The sequence below is a fragment of the Bradyrhizobium sp. Pha-3 genome (genome assembly GCF_042258615.1).
Taxonomy (GTDB): Bacteria; Pseudomonadota; Alphaproteobacteria; order Rhizobiales; family Xanthobacteraceae; genus Bradyrhizobium.
In genome coordinates this window covers 7,347,140-7,372,802 of the sequence record NZ_CP170152.1, presented here as the reverse complement: position 1 = coordinate 7,372,802, position 25,663 = coordinate 7,347,140, and the positions used below count along the sequence as shown (strand labels likewise).

Below are 25,663 nucleotides of genomic sequence, written 5' to 3'. Positions count from 1 at the left end.
TCCCCGGGCCGGGACCCTGGCGGTCAGCGGGCAACTGTCCGCAATCGATGCGTCATCGTTTTTTCATGCTCTCTACCGAGCGAGCACAGCGGCTTGATGGTGTTTGTCGTCAAATATTCCCCTGACCCTTTGTACAAGCCTGGTCGCAACTTCCTTTCGCAGTCCCGGCCTCGCACAGATGAGAGCCCGGAGATCAGACAGTTGCGGTAAGTAGTACTCGGGGGATTGAATCAAATCATCAGGCACGCAAAACGAAGGCAGTGCAGTCAAACCTATGCCAAGGCGTACAGCTGACAACCTCACCGAGTGGTCAGAGGCGTGAAGAACAACCCTGTAAGCCGATCCCATCCGATTTAGTTGACCAATCATCCAATCGTCGTCCGGAAGGGTCACTATCGGAATAGGGGCGCCCGGACTGAGAACAAATTCGCGCGAGCGAACCCAGGTGGCCGAGAATGCCCGTTGCTCAAGGACGGTCTTTGAAAGTTCGGAATCGACATCCGGAGCGAAAATGCAGGCTACGTCTATGTAGCCCTCAATTAAGCCCTTGCGGATCTTGCTGGAACGATCGGCGCATATAAAGAGATCCGAAAAGTCGTCCTTTCCGGCGCGCTCCAAAAGCCTTTGAGCAAAGAGGCTGCTGAGGCCAACACGATGAACGGTCACGTTGCCATGACCGGCAAACCTGAGCACTTGATCGTTGGCCTCGAGTATGATGCGTGCCTGCTGGAGGACCAGTTCGCCGAGGCCGGTGACGGTCGTGCCATTGGGGGTCTTGACGAACAGTTGCCCGCCGATTAGTCCCTGCAATCGCTTAACTTGAGCGGTGACAGCGGGTTGACTAAGCCCGAGCTTGGTTGCGGCTCTTGTTAAGCTGCCCGTCTCTGCTATGGCGACAACAGTACGAATTGACTCAATAGGAAGGTTTAGTGCTCGTAGCATTATTCCGCACAAAATGAATCATGAATTTGCATCGGTTGTATCAGTTTAGTCGCAATACCACACCGCAAGCAAAGCGCTAACCCCTATGTCGGGCAGAGCGGCTATTAGTCAAAAAGGTCTGTACGTTGCGTACGCATCTCAACGTTCTCGCATTTGGATCATCAGGCCTCATTCGCCTGAAACGACCAACTTGCATCGTCATCTTTATAGACCTCCGCCAAGCACCCGCGGTTTTGAAGAAAAGCTGCAAAGTAGTCGGGCACTTGCCCTCTGTTCGGCCTCTAATGCGCAGCTGCGGGCCCGTATGGCGGCGGGCTGTCATCTTTAGTATCGAGGTTTGCTGCCTGCCTTCGATTAGATGCTTTCAAAACCGAGATACCTGCCAAATGCTAACGCGGCGCAGCCCACAACCGCCGGCGTCGCGAACTCCGCCATTCGATCACCAACCAACAGTCGCTCGAAGCTGCAACGATGACCAGGGGCCGGCCGCTCTTGATGGAGCGGAGCCTCCCTAGAGCTGTAGACGAGCAACGTCCCGCCTTTTGGGCATTCCTGGATGGATCTTTAACCCAGCCGCGATGGGATTCCGCGCGCCAGACCTGCTGCGCCAGAGCCAATGCGTAACCAGGTGGAGGGTTCGATCAGCTGCATGTCGTTTCAGCCGCGCTCAGCAGCTCTTCTCGTCTCGGTGTATCGCATCTAAATGCATGCTCTCGCTTGGCGCTATCGCCCATCCGAGGTCTAGTTGATCCTGCTCGCAGGTTTCATTGATGTAGATCACAATTGGATCGATAGACTACCCAGTGTTACGCGCCGTGCGATGGGCTTGCTGGAAATCTCTGCTGTCAGAGGGCTTGCCGACAATATTATTCGATCTCGGACAATATGGAGGTGTCGAGATAGGAATAGCAGCTCATGACCGCAGGCCATCGATCGGCCTGATCTTGCTTCGCGTTCTGTTCAGACCGCGTAGGCTCGGTCCACCTGAGGCGCACCAGCGCCTGATGCGGCACCCGGCGCCCGGAACGCGTTATGCTGGTAAAAGATGTCTCCATCTTCTGGGTTCTCGGTCGAGGTTCAGGATGAAACATTGGCGGCACGATTGAGACGTGTCGCTGAAGAACACGCCAAAAACGCGGTCAAGGAACTCGAGGAAAAGGAAGGCGAGCATAAGGATGCGGGCCGGGTAGGGCCGAAGAGACGGCGGTAGATGTTGTCTGGTTTCCGGAAATTGCTCGTACACGTGCTCACATGGAAGATTGAAGCGCGACCGGGATAGTTGCAGCACGCGAGCCGTGCTTACAATTGTTCCCGCTCGTTGTCCGCTCAACGGCCGGAAGCGCCTGCCTTCCGGGAGGGACCTGAAGTTGATTAGCCCTCCCAGTGCTTCTTGAGCGCAGCCGTGAATGCGAGGAAATTCGCCGACCACCACGAGGTGGGCCTGTCATCACAAATGAGCCAGTGCATGCGGCTCGCGGTCATGAGTGCGACCGGTCCGCCGTTACAATCCGGTTGCAGCTTGCCTAAAATCTTTCGGTCGCGATCATCCAGCAACGCTGCATTTCCTTTTCCGGTCGGGCAAGAACAATTTTTTCTGTCGGAAAGATACGAAGTTTAATTTGCATTAGCCAAGGATATTGCGTGGAACAACGCGGAGATTTGCCGCAGAGGGCGCGTTAAGCTTGTGTTGCTTGGAATTGAAATGGAGATCTCAAAGTGCAGCAGACGATCGGGCTCATCGGGGGCATGAGCTGGGAGAGCACGGCCATCTACTACAAGGAAATCAATGAAATCGTGCGCCAGCGTCGCGGTGGCCTGGCCTCCGCCGACATCTTGCTACGCTCGGTGAATTTCGAGGACATTGTCGTCCTGCAGAAAGCGGAACAATGGGAGCAAGCCGCTACTTATCTGGCGAGCATCGGCCGACAGCTGGCCGACGCTGGTGCTGGCTGTATAGTCATTTGCACCAATACGATGCATCTGGTTGCCGACACAGTGGCGGCGGACATAGGTGTGCCGCTCATCCACATTATTGATGTGACCGGGGCGGCCCTCATCGCGGCAAGGGTCAAGCAGCCGCTGTTGCTGGCGACGCGCTACACGATGGAGCAGCCGTTCTATTGTGATCGCCTCCGGCAGCGGTTCGGCCTTTCACCCATCATACCAGATGAGGACGACAGAAGCCGGATCCACAATGTCATTTTTGACGAGCTTTGCTGCGGCGCCGTTTCGGACCAGTCCCGCCAGGCCTTTGTCGACATCATCGCGCGCGGGCGTGCGCGGGGCGCCGATGCAGTCATCCTCGGCTGCACGGAGATTGGTCTTTTGCTCGGCCCGGAGCATACAGAAGTGCCGGTGTTTGATTCAACCAAGCTGCACGCCAGGGCGGCAGCTGATTTCGCCGAAGGCAAGCTGTCGGCTGATGCTATGCTCGGTTAGGGCTTACAGAGACCCGCAGCCGATGATCTCCCCGCCGATCGCCACCGGGTCTAGCCCTGGGCCCCGCTACTGCCGCGCCTCCGCTCTTCCTCATGAAATCAGGCTAACCCCGGATTGCCACGGTTGAGCAAACCGAGCTTTGTCTTGCTGAAGGCGACCGCTCGCCACTTTTGCGCATCATCGAGCATCAAGCCTATCGATGGGATGTTTTCACTCGAGAGCTACTCGAACACGGGAAGAGCATTCCGAGCGGCAAGAGTGATATCGGAAAAATCACCGTCTTCAATGATCGCGCGATTGAGCGGCCGTGTTGCCGTGTTGGGCTGTGTCTGTTTGAAGACGTTGATTGTCGGAAGCGCGACAGTAAATGGATCTGTCCAGACAGCGCAGCGAGAGGTGCAGCGCATCTTCAGGAGAACTCGCAGGTGCCATTGGCACGTCGGTTGCTTGCGGGTAATCCGAGTGCGAGCAGGATGGTCTCGCGGCACGCGATCTGAGGACTCAGATGAAGCTTGCCAGGCCGCCCCAAATCAGTCCCGGCTTGATCCGGCCGCCTCTCCGAGTGGCATGCCGCCGTGGGGAGGTTTCTCATCTTTCGAGGACTTTGAGTTGGGCACCGGGGACGAGATTGTTATATCGGCCGTATGGGACGAATGGTGGCAGTCGAAGAGATGCTGCGCACCACATTCCTGCCGCAGCCAGTTCCACATGATCGGTCTGGCGAACGTCGAGCTGGGCCAAGCGCAGCGATCTGCCGCCGGGGGGATGCTGCGCGATGTTCTCAAAGTTGACCGCCGAAGACCGGCCCGAGTTCGCTCATAGAAGGCCCAAGAGCTGATGCAGGACAGTTGGGAGCTCGAAGAAGGATTGAGGCGACGAGACGAGCTCAAGGTCAAGCTCCTTGGTGCTCAATCCGATGTAGCCAAGTATAGAGCAGAGTTGGCGGAGCTCGAGCAGAGGCTGCAGCATGAGTATGGTTCAGCGGTCTTTTGTGACACACGTCAGCGCACCTCCGTAGCAAGCGTCGCAGTGCGCAACGCGCGACCACGTAAATCGCGAATTGTCGCGGATCCCATCAGTCCGCGTGCGGATGCCATGGGGGTCACCGGTCGATCACGGCGCGTTTGAAAAGAGGCCGAGCGGATCAAGGGAAATGATGACCTCGTTGCTGGGCAGATCGTTGACGCATAGCCACGCGTTCGGGGTCCAAGGTCCAAGCTTAAGCAGATTTTTGCAATCTGGTGCCGATGCATCGCAGACGTAGACGGCGGCTGCCGAATTCGATGATCTCGCCCGGGATTGAACGAACCCGCCGGGCGGGAGTGGGGAGCCTGCTGAACTGAGGTGTCCTGTCCGATAGGATGTTGGTCTTTGCACCCCTCTCAAGCCGGGATACCGGATGGGTACGGACGACGTCGGGACGCTCTTGTTCGGTGGGATGGATCGCTTTGTTGAGCTCAGCTCTTCGGTGTGAAAACATCCACACCGCCCGAACGCTTATCTCGATGCCGCGTGCGGCTGGTTGCTGCGTCAGCTTGCGCAAGGTGAATAGCCCCGAGCGAATGCGCTTGCGCGGCCGGTGGGCATGGGCATCCGGCAGAACGCGCTTCTTGCGGCCGCCGATCTTGCCGGGCGATAGGCCCCGGGGATCCCGCCCCAGATTTTTCCACTTCGTCACACCGGAGGGACTGATCTGTAGCTCCTCTGCAATCGAACGAACTGTCTCGTCCGCGTCAGCCCGCGCCAAGGCTCGTTCGCGAATATCTTCCGAATAGGGGCGCGTCATCCATGCTGGCCCCATACCGCAGTGTGGAGTTTGGATCAGAAATCCTCACTTCTGGGAATCCCGCTTCCAGTCAAAAACAACAAGCTCCAGCGGCCCATCGCGCGACGAAGGTCCCGCCAAGGCTGCTGGCCCACCTGGTCGCCGGAGGCGCACGGCGCTTCGAGCCATACCTCGAAGGGCGCGATGTGAGGGTCTGGGAGGACGCGAATGCTCCGGTTCGCCGCCAGCAGCCGGGCAGCGCCGAACAGTGCGCCTGTCGACGCCGAGCAAATTGGGCGGTCCTGGATGTCAAGCAACCATGCTGGCGTAGGCGACAAATTTCATCTTAGCGCTCAAGTCCCGCAGCCTCTCGATCCGCCCGCAACTGTGCAAGGCCAGGCGACGGCGTGGAACCGCCGGTCTTCGCTCGTTGCGCGGACGCCATGATTTGCACGGCGACGGTGTCGTTGTGACGATGGCGGCCGACCGCGTGGCGCAGGGCCTCACTTAGACTGTTGAGCAGGTGTCAGCGGGCAGCCACCTGCACCGCGTCGGGGCCATATTCGCGCACAGGCACGCTGCTGCCGCGAACTCACAAGGTCCACGCCTGTGCGTCTTATAAATGTCATCTTGAGCGGGCCAGTGAGACGAGCGGCGGCCGATCCAGCCAACGCTCAGTTCCAGACAAAGCATGCGGCAGGATGCGCGCGGCAAAGCACGAGGAGGTCGATGACAAAGCGTTTTCGCGAATGGGTTTTGTTGTCCATCGTTGCCTCCATGGCTGTTTGCCCCGCCGCCAAAGCGCAAGACCGCCGCGTTGTCGCCGAACCTGTGGCACCCCATACGGTCTGCGACCGCCCCACGCCGTCTGGCACGAACGATACGGCCGGGCTGCAAGGCGCCATCGACCATTGCCCCGGCGGCGCTGCGGTCTATCTAGGGCGTGGCGAGTTCCGGTCGGGTCCACTGGAGATGAAGTCAGGCGTGACGTTATGGATTGGACGCGGCACCACGCTGTTCGCCATGCCTGAACCAGCTCTTTATGACAGGGGCCGGGGACAGTGTGGTCGCATCGCTGGCAAAGGCGACGGTTGCCGGCCGTTCATCAGCTTTTCCAAAACACGCGGCGGCGGCATCTATGGCGACGGCATCATCGATGGCCGAGGTGGCGCACCCATCGCCGGCAGCACCGAGACTTGGTGGCAGCTGGCCCGCCGCGCGCAAGGTGAGGGCGGCAACCAGAACGCCCCGCGTTTGATCCAGATCGACCATGCGCAGGACATCACGTTCCATGGGGTTACGTTGCGCAATGCGCCTAATTTCCACGTGGCGATGAACCGGGTCGAGGGTGCCACGTTCTGGGGCCTCACGATCGATGCACCGGCCGACGCCCGCAACACCGACGGCATCGACCCTGGCGCCAGCCAGGATGTGACCATCACCCACAGCTTTATCCGCACCGGAGACGACAACGTGGCCATCAAAGCCGGCGACAATGGCTCAACCCGGCATATCTCCATCGTCGATAATTATTTCGGCTGGGGACACGGGATGTCGATCGGCAGCGAAGTGAACTCGGGTGCCAGCGACATCCTGGTTCGCGACCTGACCCTGGACGGCACGACGTCTGGCCTGCGCATCAAGAGCGATGTCAGTCGAGGTGGCCTCGTGGAGCGAGTGACGTATGAGAATGTTTGTCTGCGCGGCAACCGATGGCCGATCGCCTTTGATACAAAATACGATCCGCGCGCACAAGGCACGAGAATTCCAGTCTATCGCCAGATCGCTCTGCGCCATGTGCATGGCGATAACGGCGCGCTGCTGATGCGGGGTGCAGATGAGGGGCATGCCCTTGACGTGACGCTGGAGGATGTTCGATTTTCCGATGCCGCGACTTGGCAGTTGGAAAATGCAAACGTGACCGCAAATCATTCTGACGTGTCGCCGCCGCTGCCCGGGCGGGCTGGAGAACATGTGTCAGGCGGATGGAACGGATGCGCAAAGGCCTTCCGCAATTGGCGATGAGTAACCACAACAACTCCTCGCAAGCGTCAGGCGGGTCAGCTCCGCCTTGATGCGGTTTTGATCACTGACGTTGCGCCGGCGTGGTTTCATGGCGCTGTGACTCCTTGCAAGGTTTTCCGACCGTCTCATCACGCACGACCACTCTGGATTCTGGCGCCAGTTCCCGGTTGGCATGTTATTGCGTTGACGGGTTTCGCTGCTGTTGTGGTGCGGCCGATCGCATCGAGCGTGCAGCGAGCCGGATGAAGAGTGAGATCTAATGCGATTTATCACGCTTTGCCCTGCGGCCCTGGCCGGATGTTGCTGCATTTCGGCAGCAGATGCTCAGCTGCTTTTTGTCTCGCACGCTGATGGGACGGCCTATCACTCCGTGCAGGCAGCCATCGACGCATTGCCGGCGCAAGGCGGGGATATCCAGATCGCCCCTGGCGTCTATCGCGAGAAGGTCAAAGTCGTCAAATCCGGTGTTCATCTCAAAGGCGCTGGCAAGAAGCCGGATGATACGGTCATTGTGTACGGCGACGGCGCGATCAATGTCGGAGGAACTGCTCATTCTGCGACGCTCGACGCTTCTGGAGATGACTTCCGGCTTGACAATTTGACTGTTCAAAACGACTACGCCCTCAACGCGGCCAATCCAGCTTCGCAGGCAGTGGCGCTGTCCGTTACCGGAGACAGGGACGTTGTCACCCGTGTCCGCCTGCTCGGCGCCCAGGACACGCTGTTCGCCGGTAAGGGGTCGAACGGCCGTATGTCGCGACAGTACTTCTCGGATTGCTACATCGAGGGGCATGTCGATTTCATATTTGGCAATGCCAAGGCCTATTTCCGGCACTGTGAGTTGCACGGCATCGCGAACCAGGCGGTCGTCTATACCGCACAGAGCAAAGCCACGCCGGACGAGGACAGCGCCTATGTGTTCGATCATTGCAGGCTGACCGCCGACCCTGCCGCGCGTTATGTTGCGCTTGGGCGCGCTTGGCGCCCCTATGCCGCAGTGATCTTTCTGGCAACGAAGATGGATGCGCCGGTCATCGCCGAAGGGTGGCGCGAATGGACTCCCGGCAAGACCAATACGCTGACAACGGCCTACTATGCCGAATACAAATCCTCGGGCATCGGCGCCAATTCGGAGGGTCGCGAGCCTCACTCTCATCAACTGTCGGACAGCGAAGCCGCGAAATGGTCCCTGAGAGCATTCTTCGGTCGTGCCACAGATTGGTTGTCCAGCGAACCATCAAGAAAGGGATTGGAAAAACGTTCAAGATGAGGGTTTGACGCCATTGGGCCGCTGGCCGGAAAGCCGGGATTCGAAGGGCGTCTAGCTGCTTCTGGTCGAGCGAGCCGCTACCTTGATGGCTCCTCTGCGCCCTGACATCGCTGTCATCCAACAATCACCTCGAATTTGTGGGATCGCACGGGACGCGCCCCCTAAGCCCCGCCATCTGACCAGCCGATCTTGCTCTTCAAGAATCGAAAGCCCAGGACCTCGAAGCCGGCGTGTTCCTTGCTGTCTCGGCCATAGCCATGTCCGCCCGCAGCCAGCTCGTAGAAATAGGCTTCATAACCCATCGCCTGGAGCTTCGCGGCCATCTTGCGCGCGTGTCCGGGATGAACACGATCATCCCGCCGCGTAGTAGCGATCAGGATCGGCGGATATTTTTGTCCGCTTTTGGCTGCATGATACGCGGAATAAGTCTTGAGCCATTCCCAATCCGCGCGCTTGTCGGGATCGCCATATTCCTCGATCCAGCTAGCTCCTGCCAGAAGCTACTATAGCGGCGCATGTCGATCAGCGGTATTGTACAAAACAGCGCGCCGAAGCGTTCCGGATATCGCGTCAGCATATTGGTGATGAGGATGCCGCCGTTCGATCCGCCTTGGGCCGCGATCCGCTTCGGCTTCGTCACGCCGCGACGCACGAGATCGGCGGCAACCGCCGCGAAGTCGTCATGCGACAGTTTCTTGCCGGCGAGCCGGCCGGCATCGTGCCAGCGCGTGCCGAACTCACCGCCGCCCCGTAAATTCGCCTGAACGGTGGTGCCACCTCGCTCCAGCCAAAGCTTGCCAAGCGCTGGATCGTAGTGTGGCTTCATCGAAATCCCAAAGCCGCCATAGCCGCTCATATGGACCGGCGCATCGCCGCTCTCGCCGGCCGGACCGGTTTGGACATAGGGAATGCGCTCGCCATCGATCGAAATTGCCTCGTGTTGAGTGACCACAAGCCCATCCGGGGTAAAGGTCATTGGCGCCCGCTTGAGCACGGCCGGACTGCCGATGCCATTCTCGATCAGCATCAGTGAAGCTGGCGTGAGCGGATCCTGGCTGATGACGAGCAGGTCGCCATTGCTTTCGGACGGTTCGCTGTCGATGGGCCCGACGTCGACTACCCCGATATCGGGAAGCCCGTGCAGTTGCGCGTGGCGCCACCCATGATCAGAGGGCGTGCAGATCTCGAAGGAGGGCCGTAGCTCGTCGAGAATGCAAAGCACAAGCTTGCCGGCGGTCCAGAAGAACTCCTGCAGGGAGCGGCGCAAGCCCGGTTCGAACAAAACCTCGAACTTGCGGTTGCCTGCTAGGAAATCTGCCAACGAAATAACGATCACTTGATCCGCGGCATAGGTCTGCCCCGCCACAGACCAGGATTTGCGCGGCCCGATCGCAAGCCAGTCGCCATGGGCTTGCAGGCGAATGTCGCTTGGAAGATCGAGCTTCATCTTGGCGCCCTTTTCATCACCAACCCACCACAAGGAGTTGAAGGTGTCCAGGTGATCGACGAACCACATCCGTGCGGGCATGACGGTGTGGTCGACACCGCATAGGGCTATGACATGATCGGCTGGAACCTCAAAGATCACCGGAGCTCGATCGGTCCGTGTGCCGCGCCGCCACAGCCGTATCGTGCGCGCATAGCCGCAAGTGGTCGCCATGCCCCGCCCATGAGAGCTCGTCAGCAACAGCGTATCCGAATCGAGCCATTCAACGTCGCTCTTCGCTTCCGGCAAGATGAAGCCATCGCGCACAAAGGTCTTCGCATCGTAATCGAACTCACGCAAGGTGGCGGCATCAGCGCCGCCGCGCGATAGGCTCAAAATCGTCCTGCTATGATTCCCGGCCAGCGAGACCGTCGCGTTCAGAAGCCAGTCTTCGCCTTCGCTGACCGCGAGCTGATCGACGTCGAGCAGAACTTCCCATGACGGGTTCGGGGTGCGAAATTCTTCCAGGGTGGTTCGTCGCAAGAGGCCGCGTGGATTATTGGCGTCCTTCCAGAGATTGTAGAGATGGCCGCCGCGCCGGCTGACGAAGGGGATGTTGTCCTCTCGATCGTAAATCGAGGCCAGCGCGTCCCGATCCCGCTCGAATGCCGCGCCGCCAAACACCTGCAGCGTCTTGCCATTCTGCCGCTCGACAAATTTCAGCGCCCGCACGCCCTCGATCTGTTCCAACCACAGATAGGGATCATCATCAGGAGCGAGGATGGTCGGCTTTCCAGCCGGTGATCTTGTCGACGCGCTTGCTTTGACCACGCTTCACTCCACTTCTGGCCTTGTTGCGCACGCCCATCGCCGCATCAAAGCCTCGCATGTCCTCAATTTTGATGAACGACCGTCCGAGTCTACATCCTGACGCTCGGGACAATTCAAGATGATTCCTGCGCGCTGAATGCCGCACGCACAATTGCAATGAACCGGCGTTCAGCCTGCTACGCCGCCGCGCAGCGGTGGTCGTCCAAACGACTGAAACTCGAATAAAGAACCTGTCCCTTGTGACTGCGGGCATTGTGACATCCGTCGCGGTGGTACCAGCATGCGCTGCGGATATCGCTGCGCGGCCGGTCTCGCCAGTCTTCGTCGTGATCGGCAGGCAATTCATCAGAAGCGGGCGTACGGGGCCGAATTGCGGAGCATTCTCGGTGAGTCAGAAGAATATCAACGTCGACACCAGCAGATTGAGGGCATGTTCCGTTTGGGGCGTGTGTGTGACGCTCGTCGGGTTATGAATGTATGACAAGCCGACGCTTGCATATATCCCCGGAGCGAGATGAGCAGTATATGTTCCCGTGATTGCTGTGGTATCGCGATGTACAAGCTGCCCTTTGGCCAAGGCCGCATCCACTGCAAACTTGCTCCAGGCCGTGTTGGTGGCAACGAGTGCCATCAGATCACTGGGCCGACTATCAAACGGTCCCTTCGCATAAAGACGAAGCTCGTAATACCGGCTGATCCTGTTCAAGTCAGGCGGAGCACCCATGACCGAGAATCCGCCGTAGATGCCACGAGATGGCGCCCCCTCAGCGTCACTCTGCGAGAGCTGCCTGTCCGCTGCCATGTAATGAAAATTATTCCCACTCTCCCTTTGCTGATCCGGATCCGCGAGGTTCTTGTAGTGACTGGTGTTGAAGCCGACGCCCGCCCGCAGCCACGTGTCGGGCACGCCGGCAGCGGCCTTGCTCTTGTAGCCAAGTTCATCAACGAAAAGAATGCCCGCGTTGGCTGTACTCCAGTTCAAGCCGGAGGGATTTTCGGCCATCTGCGCATAGGGACCATCTGGACTGATCGAGCGCTGCACAGAGACTTTGTTGTACAAGCGATCATCAAGATTGTACTTCAGGTTGACCGCCGGCGTGGGCGCAGGGTTGGTACTCATGCCTCCTTGGAACAAGGCAAACATGTTTGATCCTGAGATCCCTCCGAACAATGTGCCGGTGAACTCATTTTGATTCCTGAGATAACCTAGTTTGAGTTCGAGTTTCCTGTCGAAGAAAGTTTGATAGTAGGCGAGCGTATTCAGTCCCACTCGATCTGGCCCCGGGGACTTCCATGTCCAGTATTGCTGCTCGGCTCCCACGACAATCTGGCCATCGGGGATGCCAAACCGGCTGAGATCGTAGGTGACGATCATGAAGTTCGCCGTAGCAAACGTCGGATTCTGGCCCATATAGAGCTGGTTGGCGATGCTGCTTCTGGCTGCATTCGGCAGCTGGTTGTTTGCAAAGATGTTATGTGACCAGCCGATATAACCGACGCCGACGTCTGCCAGTGCGGATCTGATGCCGTGCCTGTCCTGATCAATCGTGTCGGCAGGGCCAGGTATGTTGAGCCACAACCCTTTTTCACGCAGATTTTCGTACCTTGCGAAGGGCTCGATCGTCTTTTGCGTTCTCGCCTGAGCGGCCCCATTCGCATTGTCGCGCTTGTCGAGAGACACGCCGGGACCTACTGCTGGCGCCCAGGCACGAGAGCGGATTGCCTGACTGATCATGCCGATCCGGACCTTTGTGGCCGGATCGAAAGCTGTTTGAATTCTTCGTTTGTTGGCCCGATCCGCAGTACCGCTCTTGGAATCAGGTTCGTTAGCGGCTTGTGCCAGCATGGAAGTGCCGACCAGACTAGCCGCTAGCGGAAGTGCGATGGCAAGCCCACGTCGTTTCCCGGCTGGTCGAAAGTTGAAAGAAAGTGCCGGTGCAGCCGAGTCGATCCGAGGCGATGTCGTCGCAAGAAAGCAGTCCTGCATAGTGTACTTCAGTCCGTGTCTGCCAGCCATGAATGGACTGCACTCCGCGCTGATTGGCCCAGAGCGGACACCCAACGTTTTGCGTCAGAGGGCGACGGGAACGCCCTGCAGCAGGAGATCCCTCGATCCAGCGAGATCCGCTTAGCCTTGCCAAACCTCGTCACTGGCAGGCGCGAGCCTGATCTCGTTGCATCTTGCTTTGTGCATCATGCGAGCGGCGCGCGCTGGCTCGGCGAGAAGCTGGCGGCGACCATGAGGAGCCTCGGCGTTCCTCGCCACCACGACATTGCGAACGACGACCTTGCTTCACTGTGGGTCGGAGGAGTCTCTCGGTGCCGCGTACCTTGATCGAAGGCGTCCTGCTCGACGAAATGGCAGCTACCAGAAAGCAAGCGTCGCCGGCCACGAGGCGTGGCTTCATGAGGCCTCCTCGGTGTCGTTGTCGCGGAAAGACGAGACAATTCGATAGGCTCGAAGGCCAGAGAGCCTTGGAGCTTGTGCGCCCGGCGATCGCACCACAACGTCCATCATGGTTGCCCGGGAGAACAGAGAAATTGGCCTTCCAACTGCTTTGGTGGGGCGGACCAGCAGTTGGTAGATCCATCGGCTCGGTTGGTCCGGCCAATCTGTCCTGCATTCGGTCTCCCTTGACGTGCGCGGCTTTCATTAGTCACGCTTGCCATGTTCCCGTCATCTCGATCAATCTGCCGGGATTGGTAGTTGACCATGTGCAACGGTTCGATGAAGTCGCCGGTCTCGGCAAAGCCGCAAGGCGGGCTCCATCGCAAAGAACACTCCGGGGAGCAGTGGCCAGTTCGCATTCGAGCGTTGGCAAGGTAAGGGTCTGCAAGGGTCTGATGATAGAAAAATGCTGCGCCATCGCCGACGAAGACGAGAACTATCGCTCGCTGGTGGCGCTATGGTGCTGGAGCCCGCGCAAAGTGTCGCTTTGTGTTGCTCAAAAAGGGCGCCTCACAGGAGCCGCTTCATCAAGCCAGTGGGTCACATGATCGGGCGAGGCTGCGAAGAATGGTACTGTCGACGCTCGATGCCACAGGAATGCGTGAGCGTCGCAAGCTCTCGCGTCAACGAAAAAAGCCGATCGGAACAGGGATGTTGGATGAGGGACGATGGAGATGATTGATCAAGCAGCCGCTGAGGACTTGCGGCCGCTCTTGCACAGACCGCCAAGACGCATTCTCTGGGTTTTGGTGCTGCCATTCGTTCTCCTCGGCTCGTGTGGCGCTGGTGCCTATTTTTGGGCCAACCTCGGAGAGTTTGTCGAGACGCCGGTAGCCCGGGAAGTTCCTCCAACGATGGGTCTGTCACCGGAGGACAGGGCATCCTTGTCCGAATTAAAGTGGGCACAGCAGAAGGCTGCCGATGAGATCTCAGAACTCAATCGCCGGTTCGACGCCCAGCGGCAGGACCTCAAAGCGAATTTGGATCAGATCGCCGTGCTGAGTTCGCGGATCGATTCTCTGCAGAATTTAATACCCGCCCCCTCTGCGCCTTCCGTCCCTCCCTCGTCGCCAGCCCAAGCTATTTCGAGCCCAGTCAAGAAACGCGTTGGGCGGTCGAAACCACAGGGACCCGTTTCCGTCGGAGGCGCGCCAGTGATCGCAAACCCGAAGACAGGCGAGCCCTGACGTCTCGGACGGCGACAGGCGTAGATCCTACCGGTTGAAACTATTTCCGGTCCGCTCGTCCTGTCGCGCACGGACGAACTGCTTCGACATTCGGCGCGAGTTTTCAGCGCGATTTGCCGCCGCTTGTGAGATTGGTCCAGACGGGCAGGTCCACTGCTCCCTTGAGGCGTACCATCTGCGCGTAGGGGCAACTGCCCGGGCGCTTCTTCCGATCACTCGTTCACGAGAAGCGTTGATGCTTCTGGAGGGGGTCACATGCGTGGCTATTTTTAGTAGGGTGCGCGGTCGAAATGAGTGTCGAAAGCGGCAGCAACAGCGCGAATGACAAAACGGTGCTCCTGCCTGACACGGATGAAACCCTCTTCGATGTCCACTATCCCGTCTTCCGCGAGCATTCCCAAGCGGTCAGCTGAATCGAGAACAGCAATCGGATCAAATCCGTGGGCGGCACAGATTGCCGGCACGTCGGCCTGTAAGTCGCACATCAGACGCTCGATGATTGCGGCCCGGAGGCGATCTTCCGCGGTGAGACAGTAGCCTTTTGAGATTGCCAGACGGCCAGCTCCGATGTGTTGGTTATAGGAAGCGGTTGCGATCTCGTTCTGGACGTATCCGTCACGGAGACGGCCGATGGCTGAGGGACCGAAGCCGATCACGGTTTTACAGGTAGCGGCCGAATATCCCAAGGAGTTGCGGCGCAGCTGGCCGGCTGTCTGCGCCAGCGCGAGCTCGTCGTCCGGCAAGGCGAAATGGTCGAGCCCGATTTGGCGGTAGCCGGCGGAGACCAGCGTATCGGCCACGGCCGCAGCCTGCTCGGCGCGGGCAACATTGTCCGGCAGCGCCGCCTCGTCGATCTGGCGCTGACGTTTCATATAGGAGGGAACGTGGGCGTAGCCGAAAACCGCAAGCCGGTCGGGCCGCATGGCCAGGGCCGTCCTCGCGGAGTCCACGCAGGACTGCACTGTCTGATGTGGCAGCCCGAAGAGGAGGTCGAAGTTGATGCGGCCTATTCCATGCCGGCGAAGATTGTCGACGGCAGAAGCCGTCTGCGCCTCGCTCTGGAGCCGGTTGACCGCCCTTTGAACCAGGGGGTCAAAGCTTTGCACGCCGATGCTCGCGCGGCTGGCGCCGGCTGCGCCTAAGGTTTCGGCCATCTCCGCCGTGAACGTGCGCGGGTCGATCTCGATGGCGACGGTAGCCGAATTGCTAAACGCGAAGCAGCGGCGTAGGAGTTCCATAAGGGCCAGGAAATCGGCTGGCGCGATGGTGGTCGGCGTTCCGCCGCCAAAGTGCACGTCGCTCACGGGCAGGCCGCGCGGCGTTTGCTCTGCGACCAATCGAATCTCCTCCCGCAGTACCGCCAGAAAATCACGAACTGGCCGCTCGTCGCGAGTGAGGCTCGTGGGGAAGCCGCAATACCAGCAGATCGACCGGCAGAACGGAACGTGGAGATAGAGAGATACGGGGTCGTCGGGCGGCAGCCGCCTCAACCATGTCTTGCAAGCCTCGGCGCCGACGGTCGCAGAGAAATCAGGCACGGTTGGGTAGATGGTGTACCAAGGCAGACGAGCATCGCAATACTTGTTCAGGAGTGAGGTCTGCAAGGCTTAACATTCCCATGCTCATACAGCATGAAGTTGACCTATGCTCTCTGCTGTGTCTTTGCGTTATGTCAAAGCGCCCGCTTTGGTCCTGAAATCTGGTCCCGTTCTCGATGGCACTGCCAGGGCGGCTTGGGCGCCCGAGAGCGGGAGTGAGAACCACTCGCTGGCAATCATTTGGATGACTGTTGCAAGAATGAACTTGTCAAATGAGCACGGCTGAAGCGGCCAAAACGTCCCCGCGACCAACCTGCGCGCAATGCCAATCGCTCATCTGAAGGCACATCGCTTCTGCATCCTCCAACGGGCAGTCTTTTGTGAAGAAAACAGGGATAGGCACCCCCCAGACCGAGCCAAGCTGCCTCTGAGTCATTTCAAGCTGGTTTTCCGTGGAAAAGCTGATGTGGATGCGCGTGGCATTCGACCAGGATGGGGAAATCAGGCTAAAGCCGCATGGTAAACGCTGGAATGCTGGCAAGATCACGTTCAGTCCGCCAGCCTCGGATCAATACGGTAGGAGGGGCTCATGAACCTGAAAATACCCGCGGGCGGCGCCGCGCATCAGCCCATTCTCCACTGCCCAAACTGCAATCACGAGATTCATCTCACCGAATCTCTCGCGGCTCCGCTGATCGAGGAAACCCGGCGGCACTTTCAGCAACGATTGGCGGACAAGGACGCCGAGGTTGCCCGCAAGACCGAGGCCTTGCGCCAGGAGCAAGAGCAACTGGACAAGCAACGCGAGCAGATCGAGGACCAGGTGGCCGAGCGGCTGGCTGCGGAGCGCGGTCAACTCATCGCCATGGAAGCGAAGAAGGCTCGGGAGGCCGCGGCGGCGGAGCTCGTGGCAAAAACTGCCGAAGCGGCCGAGCTTCGTCAAAGCCTGGAGGCCAACAATGCCAAACTTGCCGAGGCGCAGCAGGCTCAAGCCGAGCTGATCCGCAAGCAACGTGCCCTTGATGAAGCGAAGCGTGAACTCGATCTGACCATCGAAAAGCGCGTACAGGCCTCGATCGCCGACATCCAGGCCAAAGCCAGGCAAGAAGCCGACGAAGCCGCCCGCTTGCGCGTTCTTGAGAAGGATCAAACGATCGACTCGATGGCGCGGACGATCGAAGAGTTGAAGCGCAAGGCCGAGCAGGGCTCGCAGCAATCCCAGGGCGAAGTGCTCGAGCTCGAGCTCGAAGAGCTGCTTCGGAGCCGTTTTCCCACGGACACTATTGAGCCGATCGGCAAAGGAGAGCTGGGTGCGGACGTTGTCCAGCAGGTCAACGGTTCGATCGGTCATCCTGCCGGTATCATCCTTTGGGAATCCAAGCGCACGAAAGCATGGAGCGATGGCTGGCTGGGGAAACTGCGCGACGACCAGCGGCGCTGCGGTGCAGACGTGGCGCTCATCATTTCACAGGCGCTGCCGAGGCACGTCGAGTTTTTCGACCTGATCGACGGAATATGGGTTGCCCATCCCCGCTACGCCATTCCGGTTGCGATCGCGCTCCGTCAGGGGGTGATCGACGTGAATAGCTCGCGCCTTGTGCAACAAGGCCAGCAAACCAAGATGGAGCAGGTGTACCGGTATCTGACCGGTACCAAGTTCCGCCAGCGGGTTGAAGCTGTCGTCGAGAAGTTCAACGATATGCGCGACGATCTGGACAAGGAACGCAAGTTCATGGGCCGGCAATGGGCCAAGCGCGAGACGCAGATCCTATCTGTCATCGAATCGACTGTCGGCATGGTCGGCGACCTCCAGGCGATCGCCGGCAAAGCAATGCCCGATATTCCGAGTCTTGATGCCCCGCTACTGGAAAGCTCTGCCGAGCCAGAGCGCAAAGCCTCATGATCGACGTTGATGCGAAGCTGACCGCCTTTTAGGATGTTTCGTCTTTTTACAAGACGCTCGAGTCGAGTGGCGCAGCAAGCCCGTGGCGCTCGGTTGCCACACTGGCGCATCGCATCTTGTTCCGCTCGCCGTACTAACCGGTTTCCAAGCGCTTGCACTGGCTCGCGAAGGAGCGGTAGCGGATGGTCCGGCGCAGTCGATGCTGTCCGGCAGAAAGGCCACCGGAGCAGCGATAGGCGGCCACGACCCACAGCTAGAATAATCCGCCGTTTGGCTGGCGTTTCTCGTTGCCTGCCGTTCGCCTGCGCTCAGTTTCGTCTCATCGAGGACGAGGTCTGCGACAATTTGATTGGTTGTGCCTGGGCTGCGAGACAGTACTCGGATTGAAGGATCGACTTGCCTTGAGGTGCTAAACCGCTGGCTATTTCCGCCCCGTTCGTGCATAGCGGCGCGGCCCAGAAAGTCGGCTCCCTTACGCGCCTCGTCGCGATCGCTACCTTCAATCTTCAGACGGGTCAGAGTTTCAGCCACGAGCGGCCTCCATCTGTAATAAGTGAAACAAACGTAATATCTGTAGAGCTCATATAAATTGGTGCTCTTTATCGTCGAATTCCCTGAAGCCATCTCACTGAAGCGGGTCGCAAGACGTGCCAGCCGATATCCACGCCCCGACCACAGGTATCTCGCGGGGACTGCCGGGCCCCGACGATTGCCACCCGCCCATCGCCGCGGTTTGATGGTCGGCAAGGGATCGAAATCGCGCCCAATCCCTATTCGGCGCGCAGCTCTCGCCGCCGCCGAACATGCTGCCGAGGGACGCAAGAGCGCCGACCGACCTGTGAGCTGGAACCATCGCATGCTCGCCTCCAAGACCGGCGCAGCGATCCATTGCGCGCGGCGACGTGCTCAATGAGGGCTACGGTGAAATGCCTCGGGTACGACACGCCTCAGACCATGCCGCTCAGCATCATCCGTCGACCGAAGTCAATGCCGATTCAACGATCTGGAGCGGCGCATGCATTGCAAAAATTGTTCAACGGTCTGGGGTTTATCCGTACAAGCAAAGCCATCTCCTGGCGCTGCGGCCACAAAGATAACGCACGACAGCTCGCGCTCAACGTGATGGCCCGGAGAACGCTGAACCGATCGTTGAATTCAAGGACGCAGCTTTGATGCAGCCACCATTCGTCGTGTCGTGCTTAAACTTCATCCTGATTCCGTTGACGGCAGGAGCGGCGACTTTCTGGCTACGAGCGGCGGTCGCGAAGGTGGCAACTCGAAACAAAGAACTTGGGGCCACTCATTTCATGTTAGGAGACGCTAGCGAGCGTTCGGCGGCTATCGATGACGTTGACATGATTGCCACCAGCCGCGTGCAGTCCAAGAATAACACTGTTGCAGCCTCCTTTGCGTGCGCCGCCGCCGTCCGCCCAACCTTGATCTATCTTCTTCAGTGGCTCACGAAAGGTGCAATGCCATAACAATCTACGAACAAGCGACGCTGGCGCGACGTCTACAGCATCGCGACGAACCAATCGCCCTTGAGCGATGATCTCTGACAAAAGAAGAACTCGCAAGAAGCGCAGCACAACTATGTCGGCTCCTGGGCGCGTTTCGCGCGATCAACGACCTGTCGGCCACGGAACCCGCTTTCAAAGTACCGATTCACTGGTGAGGAATTGCATATGCGATGGTCTTACGTCGTACTCCCTTCTTTGCTGCATTCTCTACGTCGGTGCTGCCGGTACAGATCAAAAGCGCGAGCAAGTCCAACAATAGCCTCTCCGTACACTGAAAGTGTCAACAAGCATTGATCGCGTAGAGGCCGCTGCGCTGTTCGCGATGCAGGTTTGCATTCGGATGTTGCGGAGTTCATCCAAGAGTCATTCAAGGCAGCTCGATCATCAGGAAACAAGCGCGGATCAGACCCGGCGCCTTTGAAACGGAACGGCACTTGGTCTCGGTGGATCTCGCGTCACCGGCAAAGAATCCCAGCGTAGCATGCATCGAAATCCCAATTCCAAGCCTGGTGATGTCACGGACAAGCAGCCCCTTGTTATATGAGAACGCCGAGTGCGGAATCCTACAACTTGACGCTACGTGCGATTCAAGTCCCTTGGAGTTGCGCATGAAAACATTTTGCGCTCCGAGTCAAAGGAATGGATGAGCCTCAATTCCGCCACGCTGCTTGTCTCATTGCCGCAAGCATCATCACGGATGTACTGATGATGTTGGGGCGGGCCCGGCGCACTTCCACCCCGGCAAAGTGCGTCGGGGCGCCTTAGTTCGGTCCCGTCCCGTTCCCAGATCCAAGCAGCTCACCAATTCACAACCAAGTTTCAGGTCTTGCTGATCGTGAGCGCGAGGCCGTCCACTTCCTCACGTGCCGGCAGCCATGCGCGCGTGTCGGAAGGTCGTCGCTACGAAGAAACGGATTGGCGATCCTGGCCGCTCCCAGCAGCTGGCGCAAATGGCGCTGTCGCGTTTCCTCCCCGGTGTCACGATTGCTTCAATGCGCTTAGTCCGTGGGAACCGATCGCTATCCTGTCAAGCGCTTGTCTGGACGGTCGATTTTAGCGAGCTCAACAATTGGTACGACACTTGCTGATCCGATCCACAGGTCCTCTCCCCTCTGGAGTTGCGCATGCTAAGTGTCCTCTGCATCAAGCAGGTCTCGCGACTCCGCGTATCTCCCGTTGCGCCTCTGACGCGACCATTATTTGCCTCGTCGATCCATTCGCGTCGGACTTGCCAGACGGAGCGCCTCAGAGGCCGGGCACTCATGCCGGGCGGTTACCTTTTGCGTCGACTGTTCCGTGTTGCTCATCAATCGCGCCCTCGACGCCGTCAAACGGCCAGGGACCAGTCAAAGGCTAGCGATAGCAATCCGCAAGATTGGGAAGAAAAGTGACGCCCCTGTCATCTTCGCCAGGAAGCAGAGCATCGATGCCAATACCGAGCAGGTGGAGCATGGCATCTCCAAGCGAGCCGCCGTGTTCAGGCTCGCCGAGATCGCGAAGTGCAGTGCCTAGGGCCCCCTCGTGCTCGCCCTTGAGACCGAACGAAGTATCGTTCAGGCCGGACCCCGGTCTCGCACAACCTAATCTGACCGGTGCCGACGTCGTGACCGCCGGTGCTGTTTGGCTCGTATCGCCAGTGAGGTCTTTACGACGGTCGGATCGCCTCCGATCGATCGCGCGTGCGCGTCGGTCAGACCACCGATCAGAGCTTCTGTCACTGCCAGCATTACCGGGGCAATTGGGCGCCGGAACGGCATCGAAGGCGCAGACCATCACCACGGACAACATTGCGGCGATTAGCGATTTCGCCAGTGCGTCATCCGCGAGCCGGACAGATCAAATTGAACGGGCATCGGCACTGTGGTCGCGGCGCGCCGTTCGACCTGGGTCGAAGGATAGCGGCGGCACCTCGGCCGCTTGACGGCGACGATCACGCTGCCGTGGCCGGCGGCAAGGCAACGAATTCGGAGATGGCGCCTGACGCAGCATACGAGCGCTCCAGACTTCACGAAGAACAAACCCAAGAGTTCAGGTCATGGAATGGAATTTGGCTCCGCCTGAAACAGGCGCAATCGAACGCCGTGACACCGACCTTGATCGGCGTCCTGAGGCGCCCATCATGGATCTTTTCAGCTTTACTGAATGCGCAAACCAGACGCATTCGCTCAGAGCACTGTTCGAGCTTCTTGTAAGCTGTGCCACCGAGGAGGGGTTCAGTGAAGTTGCTTACGGCGCCCTCAACTTCGTCGAGCCACTTCGGCTGGCGGAGTATCCACCCCCGACTGTGGCTGTGAAGTGGCCGCCAGACTGGTGCGACCGATACTTCAAACGCAAGTACCATACCATCGATCCGGTGGTGCGGCGGACGCCCATGCTGTCGGGGCCGTTTTTGTGGGATCAACTCGCCAATCACTATCAACTTCAACCCGACGAGAGACGCGTACTGGATGAGGCCAGAGAGGCAGGCCTGAAGCATGGCATGAGCGTGCCGTTGTTTGGACCGTTGGGCCGCGTATCTGTGGTGTCGTTTGCATCTCCGTCCGACGATGCTGATCCTCAGGACCGCATCGGTCATCTCAACGCACTGGCGTGGCTCTTTCACACCGCCTATGGCGAGATCGCACGCCCCGGCAATAACGGTTGTGAAAGGAAAGTGGCGCTATCGCAGCGGGAGATCACTTGCATGCGCTGGGTGGCAGAGGGCAAATCGTCATGGGAAATCGGGAAGATCCTGCAAATCAGCGAGAATACCGTCAATTTTCATATCAAGAATGCGATGCGGAAGCTGGGGGCGACCAGCCGAATCCAGGCGATCGTTATGGCGATTCGCCTTAACGTTCTTTGAGTTCCTCCCTCGAATGGAGCAAGCGCCAATTGGGTAAATTATAACTCCCAGCTTCTGGCAAGTCTCGGCATCGCACTATTTACCGAAACAGCAGACACACCGCTCCGTCGAGACGGGCGATTTGAAACCTCGCGCCGCGTCAGGTTGTGGAGCTCCGTAACCTTCAGATGACATGTCGGATGAACTGAGCGGACCGCGAACGTTGGGGCCCGGCGACGTCGTGCCATCCAGCCAGGGATCTCGCTGACGAGCTCGAGCCTGGTGCTTCGGAAAGTGCTGCAGGGATGCCGTTGGGAAGCGGAGCGCTTGAAGAAAGAACCCCGGCCGGTGGTCGGGGCTCTCGATTCACCGTCGCAAGCGCGTGGTGATCATTATTTGGCAAACACCGGGCTGAACTTGTAATTGAGCCTTGCCGTGATGAGATCGACGTCCTGGTGGACGCGGTCGGCGCCAACGGCCGTTGGGAAGGTTACGTTGCTGCCCTGGATGAACAAGTGGTCATACTCGACGCCAGCTGACCAGCTCGGCGTGAGGCTGACTTCGATGCCGGCGCCGAGCGCGCCGCCCCAACGCACATCGTTGTTTCTGGCAATCTCGGCCCCAGTCGGCACTGAGTTGATGTGATAGGTGTTGCTGATCACCGCAGCACCGCCCTTCGCGTAAAGCAGCACGGCATCTAACGCGTAGCCAAGGTGGCCGGTCAGCAAGCCGAACGAATCTGTCTTGGTGCCAACCGTGCTTCCTGGGAAGGCGGTGCTGACATTGGAGCCGCTGAAGTCGGCCCAGTTGCCCTGACCTTCGATGCCGTAGACCGTCCTGAAGATCTGCCAACGATAGCCAAGCTGGCCACCGATGGTGCCGCCAGTCGAATTATGGCAGCCCTCGGGAGTGACTCCATTGAAGTCCCAGCAATTGTGGCTCGATCCCCAGCCGCCATTGATACCGATATAGTAGCCGGTCCAGTCGTTGATTGGGGCTGCGACCGGCAACGGAGGCGCCTTGACGTTGACGGGCTGCACGGCGAAGTCCGCACCAAATGCGGGAGCGGCCGCACTGAGTGCGCCGATGCTTGCAGTCAGAATCAGTAAAGTCTTCATTGAGTGTCGTTCCTTTCGATGCCCCCCGGCGCCGTGCGTCTTAGCAACATCATCGCGAATTGCTGTAACTGCGGCACAACATTGTTCCGGAAGAAATCGGCTGAAACGCACGCTGCGTCAGCTTGTGAAGCGCGCAACCATCACCATGCGCAGCCTCGACCGAGGTTTTCCGAACCGAGAGTGGATCATGGTGAGCGAACGGTAAACCCGGATCAAACCCCGCTGAATGAACTGACAGTCTTGGATCGATTCGTGTGTTCGTTCTTAGAAGGTAATCCGCTCACGATGGTCGATGAAGCGCAAGGCGTTGTGCGGCGTGTTTCGTCACTGACCAGCTTCAAAGCCAAGCTGTGCAACACCAGCCGGTGCACGCTCGCTGTCCAGCTGAGTTTCGTCATGATGGGCGGTTGAAAAAACTCGATTCGAGGGACGATCAAGCTCATCCGTCCAACAGGACGACCATGCTGCCGTTTGCGATCGTGACGCGCGCGGAGATCATCGATAAAATCCGCCAAGGCCTCGAACTTTACGGCTCAGTCGGTCCGATCGCAGGTCTTGCGCGATGTTGCTGGAGCGCTCGCGGGAGCGACAAAGAGTTCGACTTAGCCGGGCTCGTGTTTAGGGATGTTTTGCAGCGCAGCGTTCGCCGCGCTTGGCGAAGCGCGGCCCTGAATGTACGCAAGCTTGCGCTGAGCCAACGGCAGGGGCAGAATTTATCGTATGCATTGTGTGCGCAAGGATAGCGCATGTCTCGCTCGTCATCGCGGTGCTTGGGCTTTAAGCTGACTGGTCGCCCAGCGCCACGAGGCAACAGTAGTCGTGGTTCGCCTTCAGCGGAGCAGACTGCTAGCGCAGGACGGCTAGCTCGACCACGATTTACGCGGGGTTAGCTTCCGAAGATCACGAAGAGCCATAACGAAAGCGAAGTGTTCCTGCCAGTGGAGGTGCGAACGACATTACTGTTTGGTCGACGGTGCCAGTTCGGCGCGCAAATTACGTATCGCCTCGTTTGCCAGACGCAAGGTATTCCGTTCGCCGTTTCTTATCGAACACTCCAGGAAAGCGCGCAATCGGCTATGAAGGACTGTCTTGAGATTGTGCGCCAGGATCGGGTCCTTCTCGACAAAGCGCCACGCTTTGTCAAATGCGACGCTCACGACAGCCTCTGGTACTTGCGCTTGTTCGGATAAGACCTGATCCATCTCAAAACTCCACTCGACGTCCTGACAAGGAAATAACTTGTCCAAGGCGAAACCGAGAGCCTGCGATTTGTCCCAGAAAGAAAGAGATTCGCGGCCGGCTCGCGTATCGAGCTGCTGCTCTCGGCGCTACAATGAAGTTTATATAGATGCTTGTTGAAGTTCGGATGACCGAATGTCGTGGTGGGAAGCACGACTCGAATAATTCTGAATCGCTTGGATCCGAACATGCGTTGTCGCGTGCGTCTCTACTCCATTTGCTCGTGTTGCTTGGTGTCGGCCAACACTGGTCGCCCTTCTTCCAAGCAATCGGAAGATCGATCCGTACCAATCGTTGCTACAGCCGTGCATGACGAAGTGGCCATTCGCCACGCTTTCGCAGCGTCAAGCCAAGGAGCATTCTAACCGCAGTACTGTCCGTCTTCTATGATGTCGTCCTCCAATCGTGTGGCGTATTCCGGACGCTGCTTGTTTGTTTTGTAACATGTGTCTGCGGCATGCCCCTCGGTCTGTTATTCGTCCTGTGGGTATAGGGCCCCGTGCCCTTGGTGGGGCTTTTGCCTCGAGTAAAGCGCGCTAAAGGAGAGGATGACGAGATGCAGGGCAATCGCGACAACGGTCTTTGGATTGCTCCGCAGCCTCGACGCTGACTCTTCTTGCCTCGGACCCTGGATGTTCTAATCGACCAATTTAGAACGAGCTTAAAGCAACACATGGTGAATATGGCGTACGGCCGCGGCGTCCTGGGTATCATGTGGTCCAGTAAAGCGCGGGTGATCCGATTCGGGCGTTCTACCCAACGAGCCTCGGCCGGCTCTGCCAGCTCTATAGCGACGCCGAAAAGCCACGTCCGACGCAACAATTCATGTCTTCTTGAGCCTTGCCCTCCGAAGGCGCGTGTCAAGCTGGCTGGTGCGAAAAGTGAGGAAGAAAGACTATTGTAATGCAATGGTGCGAGGGTTGCGCGTTGGGGTTAGCTCATGCGCGAAATCTGCGTAAGCACTAGTCTAGAGGCGATTCTCCCGCGAGGGCGCGGCCACGCCATTCACTTTTTCCATATTTCAACGACTATTGAATTTGCCGCCGATGCCCACACGGCACGATCATGTGGATGTGCGGATGGTGGGTCATCGCCGAACCCGAGGTATGCTGCACCGCGGTGATGCGGATACGTGCGCCGAGATGCTCGGGATTTGCGGCGACGATCGTCATCGCCTCGGAAGCCGC

At 58.7% G+C, this 25,663-nt stretch carries 15 protein-coding genes and 2 pseudogenes; 8 read left to right on the top strand and 9 right to left on the bottom strand.

Going from position 1 to position 25,663, the window contains the following annotated elements:
• Positions 1–72 precede the first annotated feature (72 nt).
• Positions 73–942 (bottom strand): LysR family transcriptional regulator, encoded by an 870-nt coding sequence (locus ACE10Z_RS34525; protein WP_375784779.1) that lies wholly within the window; start codon positions 940–942, stop codon positions 73–75.
• A 1,746-nt stretch (positions 943–2,688) separates the two neighbouring features.
• On the opposite strand from ACE10Z_RS34525, the gene ACE10Z_RS34520 reads away from it, so the two are divergent.
• On the top strand, positions 2,689–3,381 hold the full coding sequence (locus ACE10Z_RS34520) for an aspartate/glutamate racemase family protein (RefSeq protein ID WP_375789991.1): 693 nt from the start codon (positions 2,689–2,691) through the stop codon (positions 3,379–3,381).
• Between the two features lie 1,219 nt (positions 3,382–4,600).
• On the opposite strand, the gene ACE10Z_RS34515 is transcribed toward ACE10Z_RS34520, so the two are convergent.
• On the bottom strand, positions 4,601–5,167 hold the full coding sequence (locus tag ACE10Z_RS34515) for a hypothetical protein (RefSeq protein WP_375784778.1): 567 nt from the start codon (positions 5,165–5,167) through the stop codon (positions 4,601–4,603).
• Positions 5,168–5,875: 708 nt separating this feature from the next.
• Between ACE10Z_RS34515 and ACE10Z_RS34510 the strand changes: the two genes are divergently transcribed.
• Both ACE10Z_RS34510 and ACE10Z_RS34505 read left to right on the top strand, forming a co-directional pair.
• Positions 5,876–7,171, top strand: a complete 1,296-nt coding sequence (locus ACE10Z_RS34510; protein WP_375784777.1) for a glycoside hydrolase family 28 protein — start codon at positions 5,876–5,878, stop codon at positions 7,169–7,171.
• Between the two features lie 259 nt (positions 7,172–7,430).
• Positions 7,431–8,441: a pectinesterase family protein gene (locus ACE10Z_RS34505; protein ID WP_375784776.1), complete on the top strand. Its 1,011-nt coding sequence runs from the start codon at positions 7,431–7,433 to the stop codon at positions 8,439–8,441.
• A 161-nt stretch (positions 8,442–8,602) separates the two neighbouring features.
• On the opposite strand, the pseudogene ACE10Z_RS34500 reads toward ACE10Z_RS34505, so the two are convergent.
• The 4 genes and pseudogenes from ACE10Z_RS34500 to ACE10Z_RS34485 all read right to left on the bottom strand — a co-directional run bounded on the left by ACE10Z_RS34500 (position 8,603) and on the right by ACE10Z_RS34485 (position 16,419).
• Positions 8,603–10,599: pseudogene (locus ACE10Z_RS34500) on the bottom strand (prolyl oligopeptidase family protein).
• Positions 10,600–11,089: 490 nt separating this feature from the next.
• Complete coding sequence (locus tag ACE10Z_RS34495; RefSeq protein WP_375784775.1) at positions 11,090–12,544, bottom strand: carbohydrate porin; 1,455 nt, start codon at positions 12,542–12,544, stop codon at positions 11,090–11,092.
• Between the two features lie 2,059 nt (positions 12,545–14,603).
• Positions 14,604–15,938: an oxygen-independent coproporphyrinogen III oxidase gene (hemN, locus tag ACE10Z_RS34490; RefSeq protein ID WP_375784774.1), complete on the bottom strand. Its 1,335-nt coding sequence runs from the start codon at positions 15,936–15,938 to the stop codon at positions 14,604–14,606.
• Between the two features lie 202 nt (positions 15,939–16,140).
• On the bottom strand, positions 16,141–16,419 hold the full coding sequence (locus ACE10Z_RS34485; RefSeq protein ID WP_375784773.1) for a hypothetical protein: 279 nt from the start codon (positions 16,417–16,419) through the stop codon (positions 16,141–16,143).
• Positions 16,420–16,461: 42 nt separating this feature from the next.
• Between ACE10Z_RS34485 and ACE10Z_RS34480 the strand changes: the two genes are divergently transcribed.
• The 4 genes from ACE10Z_RS34480 (at position 16,462) to ACE10Z_RS34465 (ending at position 22,140) form a co-directional block, all read left to right on the top strand.
• Positions 16,462–17,775 (top strand): DUF2130 domain-containing protein, encoded by a 1,314-nt coding sequence (locus ACE10Z_RS34480; protein ID WP_375784772.1) that lies wholly within the window; start codon positions 16,462–16,464, stop codon positions 17,773–17,775.
• 1,172 nt (positions 17,776–18,947) lie between these two features.
• Positions 18,948–19,256, top strand: a complete 309-nt coding sequence (locus ACE10Z_RS34475) for a hypothetical protein (RefSeq protein WP_375784771.1) — start codon at positions 18,948–18,950, stop codon at positions 19,254–19,256.
• Between the two features lie 1,335 nt (positions 19,257–20,591).
• Positions 20,592–20,807 (top strand): hypothetical protein, encoded by a 216-nt coding sequence (locus tag ACE10Z_RS34470; RefSeq protein ID WP_375784770.1) that lies wholly within the window; start codon positions 20,592–20,594, stop codon positions 20,805–20,807.
• Positions 20,808–21,414: 607 nt separating this feature from the next.
• On the top strand, positions 21,415–22,140 hold the full coding sequence (locus ACE10Z_RS34465; RefSeq protein WP_375789990.1) for a LuxR family transcriptional regulator: 726 nt from the start codon (positions 21,415–21,417) through the stop codon (positions 22,138–22,140).
• A gap of 371 nt (positions 22,141–22,511) precedes the next feature.
• Here ACE10Z_RS34465 and ACE10Z_RS34460 read toward each other — a convergent pair whose 3' ends face one another.
• Positions 22,512–23,237: an outer membrane protein gene (locus ACE10Z_RS34460; RefSeq protein ID WP_375784769.1), complete on the bottom strand. Its 726-nt coding sequence runs from the start codon at positions 23,235–23,237 to the stop codon at positions 22,512–22,514.
• Positions 23,238–23,644: 407 nt separating this feature from the next.
• Here ACE10Z_RS34460 and ACE10Z_RS34455 point away from each other — a divergent pair, with 407 nt between their 5' ends.
• Complete coding sequence (locus ACE10Z_RS34455) at positions 23,645–23,980, top strand: hypothetical protein (protein ID WP_375784768.1); 336 nt, start codon at positions 23,645–23,647, stop codon at positions 23,978–23,980.
• Between the two features lie 213 nt (positions 23,981–24,193).
• Here ACE10Z_RS34455 and ACE10Z_RS34450 read toward each other — a convergent pair whose 3' ends face one another.
• Positions 24,194–24,439 (bottom strand): hypothetical protein, encoded by a 246-nt coding sequence (locus ACE10Z_RS34450; RefSeq protein ID WP_375784767.1) that lies wholly within the window; start codon positions 24,437–24,439, stop codon positions 24,194–24,196.
• Positions 24,440–25,525: 1,086 nt separating this feature from the next.
• A pseudogene (locus ACE10Z_RS34445) lies at positions 25,526–25,636 on the bottom strand (transposase); the annotation flags it as partial.
• Positions 25,637–25,663 lie beyond the last annotated feature (27 nt).

Excerpts from the sequence above, each read along its gene's own strand:
- ACE10Z_RS34505 (WP_375784776.1), top strand. The coding sequence starts at position 7,431 with ATGCGATTTATCACGCTTTGCCCTGCGGCCCTGGCCGGATGTTGCTGC.
- ACE10Z_RS34515 (WP_375784778.1), bottom strand. The coding sequence starts at position 5,167 with ATGACGCGCCCCTATTCGGAAGATATTCGCGAACGAGCCTTGGCGCGG.
- ACE10Z_RS34495 (WP_375784775.1), bottom strand. The coding sequence starts at position 12,544 with ATGCTGGCACAAGCCGCTAACGAACCTGATTCCAAGAGCGGTACTGCG.
- ACE10Z_RS34510 (WP_375784777.1), top strand. The coding sequence starts at position 5,876 with ATGACAAAGCGTTTTCGCGAATGGGTTTTGTTGTCCATCGTTGCCTCC.
- ACE10Z_RS34520 (WP_375789991.1), top strand. The coding sequence starts at position 2,689 with ATGAGCTGGGAGAGCACGGCCATCTACTACAAGGAAATCAATGAAATC.
- ACE10Z_RS34480 (WP_375784772.1), top strand. The coding sequence starts at position 16,462 with ATGAACCTGAAAATACCCGCGGGCGGCGCCGCGCATCAGCCCATTCTC.
- ACE10Z_RS34475 (WP_375784771.1), top strand. The coding sequence starts at position 18,948 with ATGCAGCCACCATTCGTCGTGTCGTGCTTAAACTTCATCCTGATTCCG.
- ACE10Z_RS34460 (WP_375784769.1), bottom strand. The coding sequence starts at position 23,237 with ATGAAGACTTTACTGATTCTGACTGCAAGCATCGGCGCACTCAGTGCG.
- ACE10Z_RS34450 (WP_375784767.1), bottom strand. The coding sequence starts at position 24,439 with ATGGATCAGGTCTTATCCGAACAAGCGCAAGTACCAGAGGCTGTCGTG.
- ACE10Z_RS34525 (WP_375784779.1), bottom strand. The coding sequence starts at position 942 with ATGCTACGAGCACTAAACCTTCCTATTGAGTCAATTCGTACTGTTGTC.
- ACE10Z_RS34465 (WP_375789990.1), top strand. The coding sequence starts at position 21,415 with ATGGATCTTTTCAGCTTTACTGAATGCGCAAACCAGACGCATTCGCTC.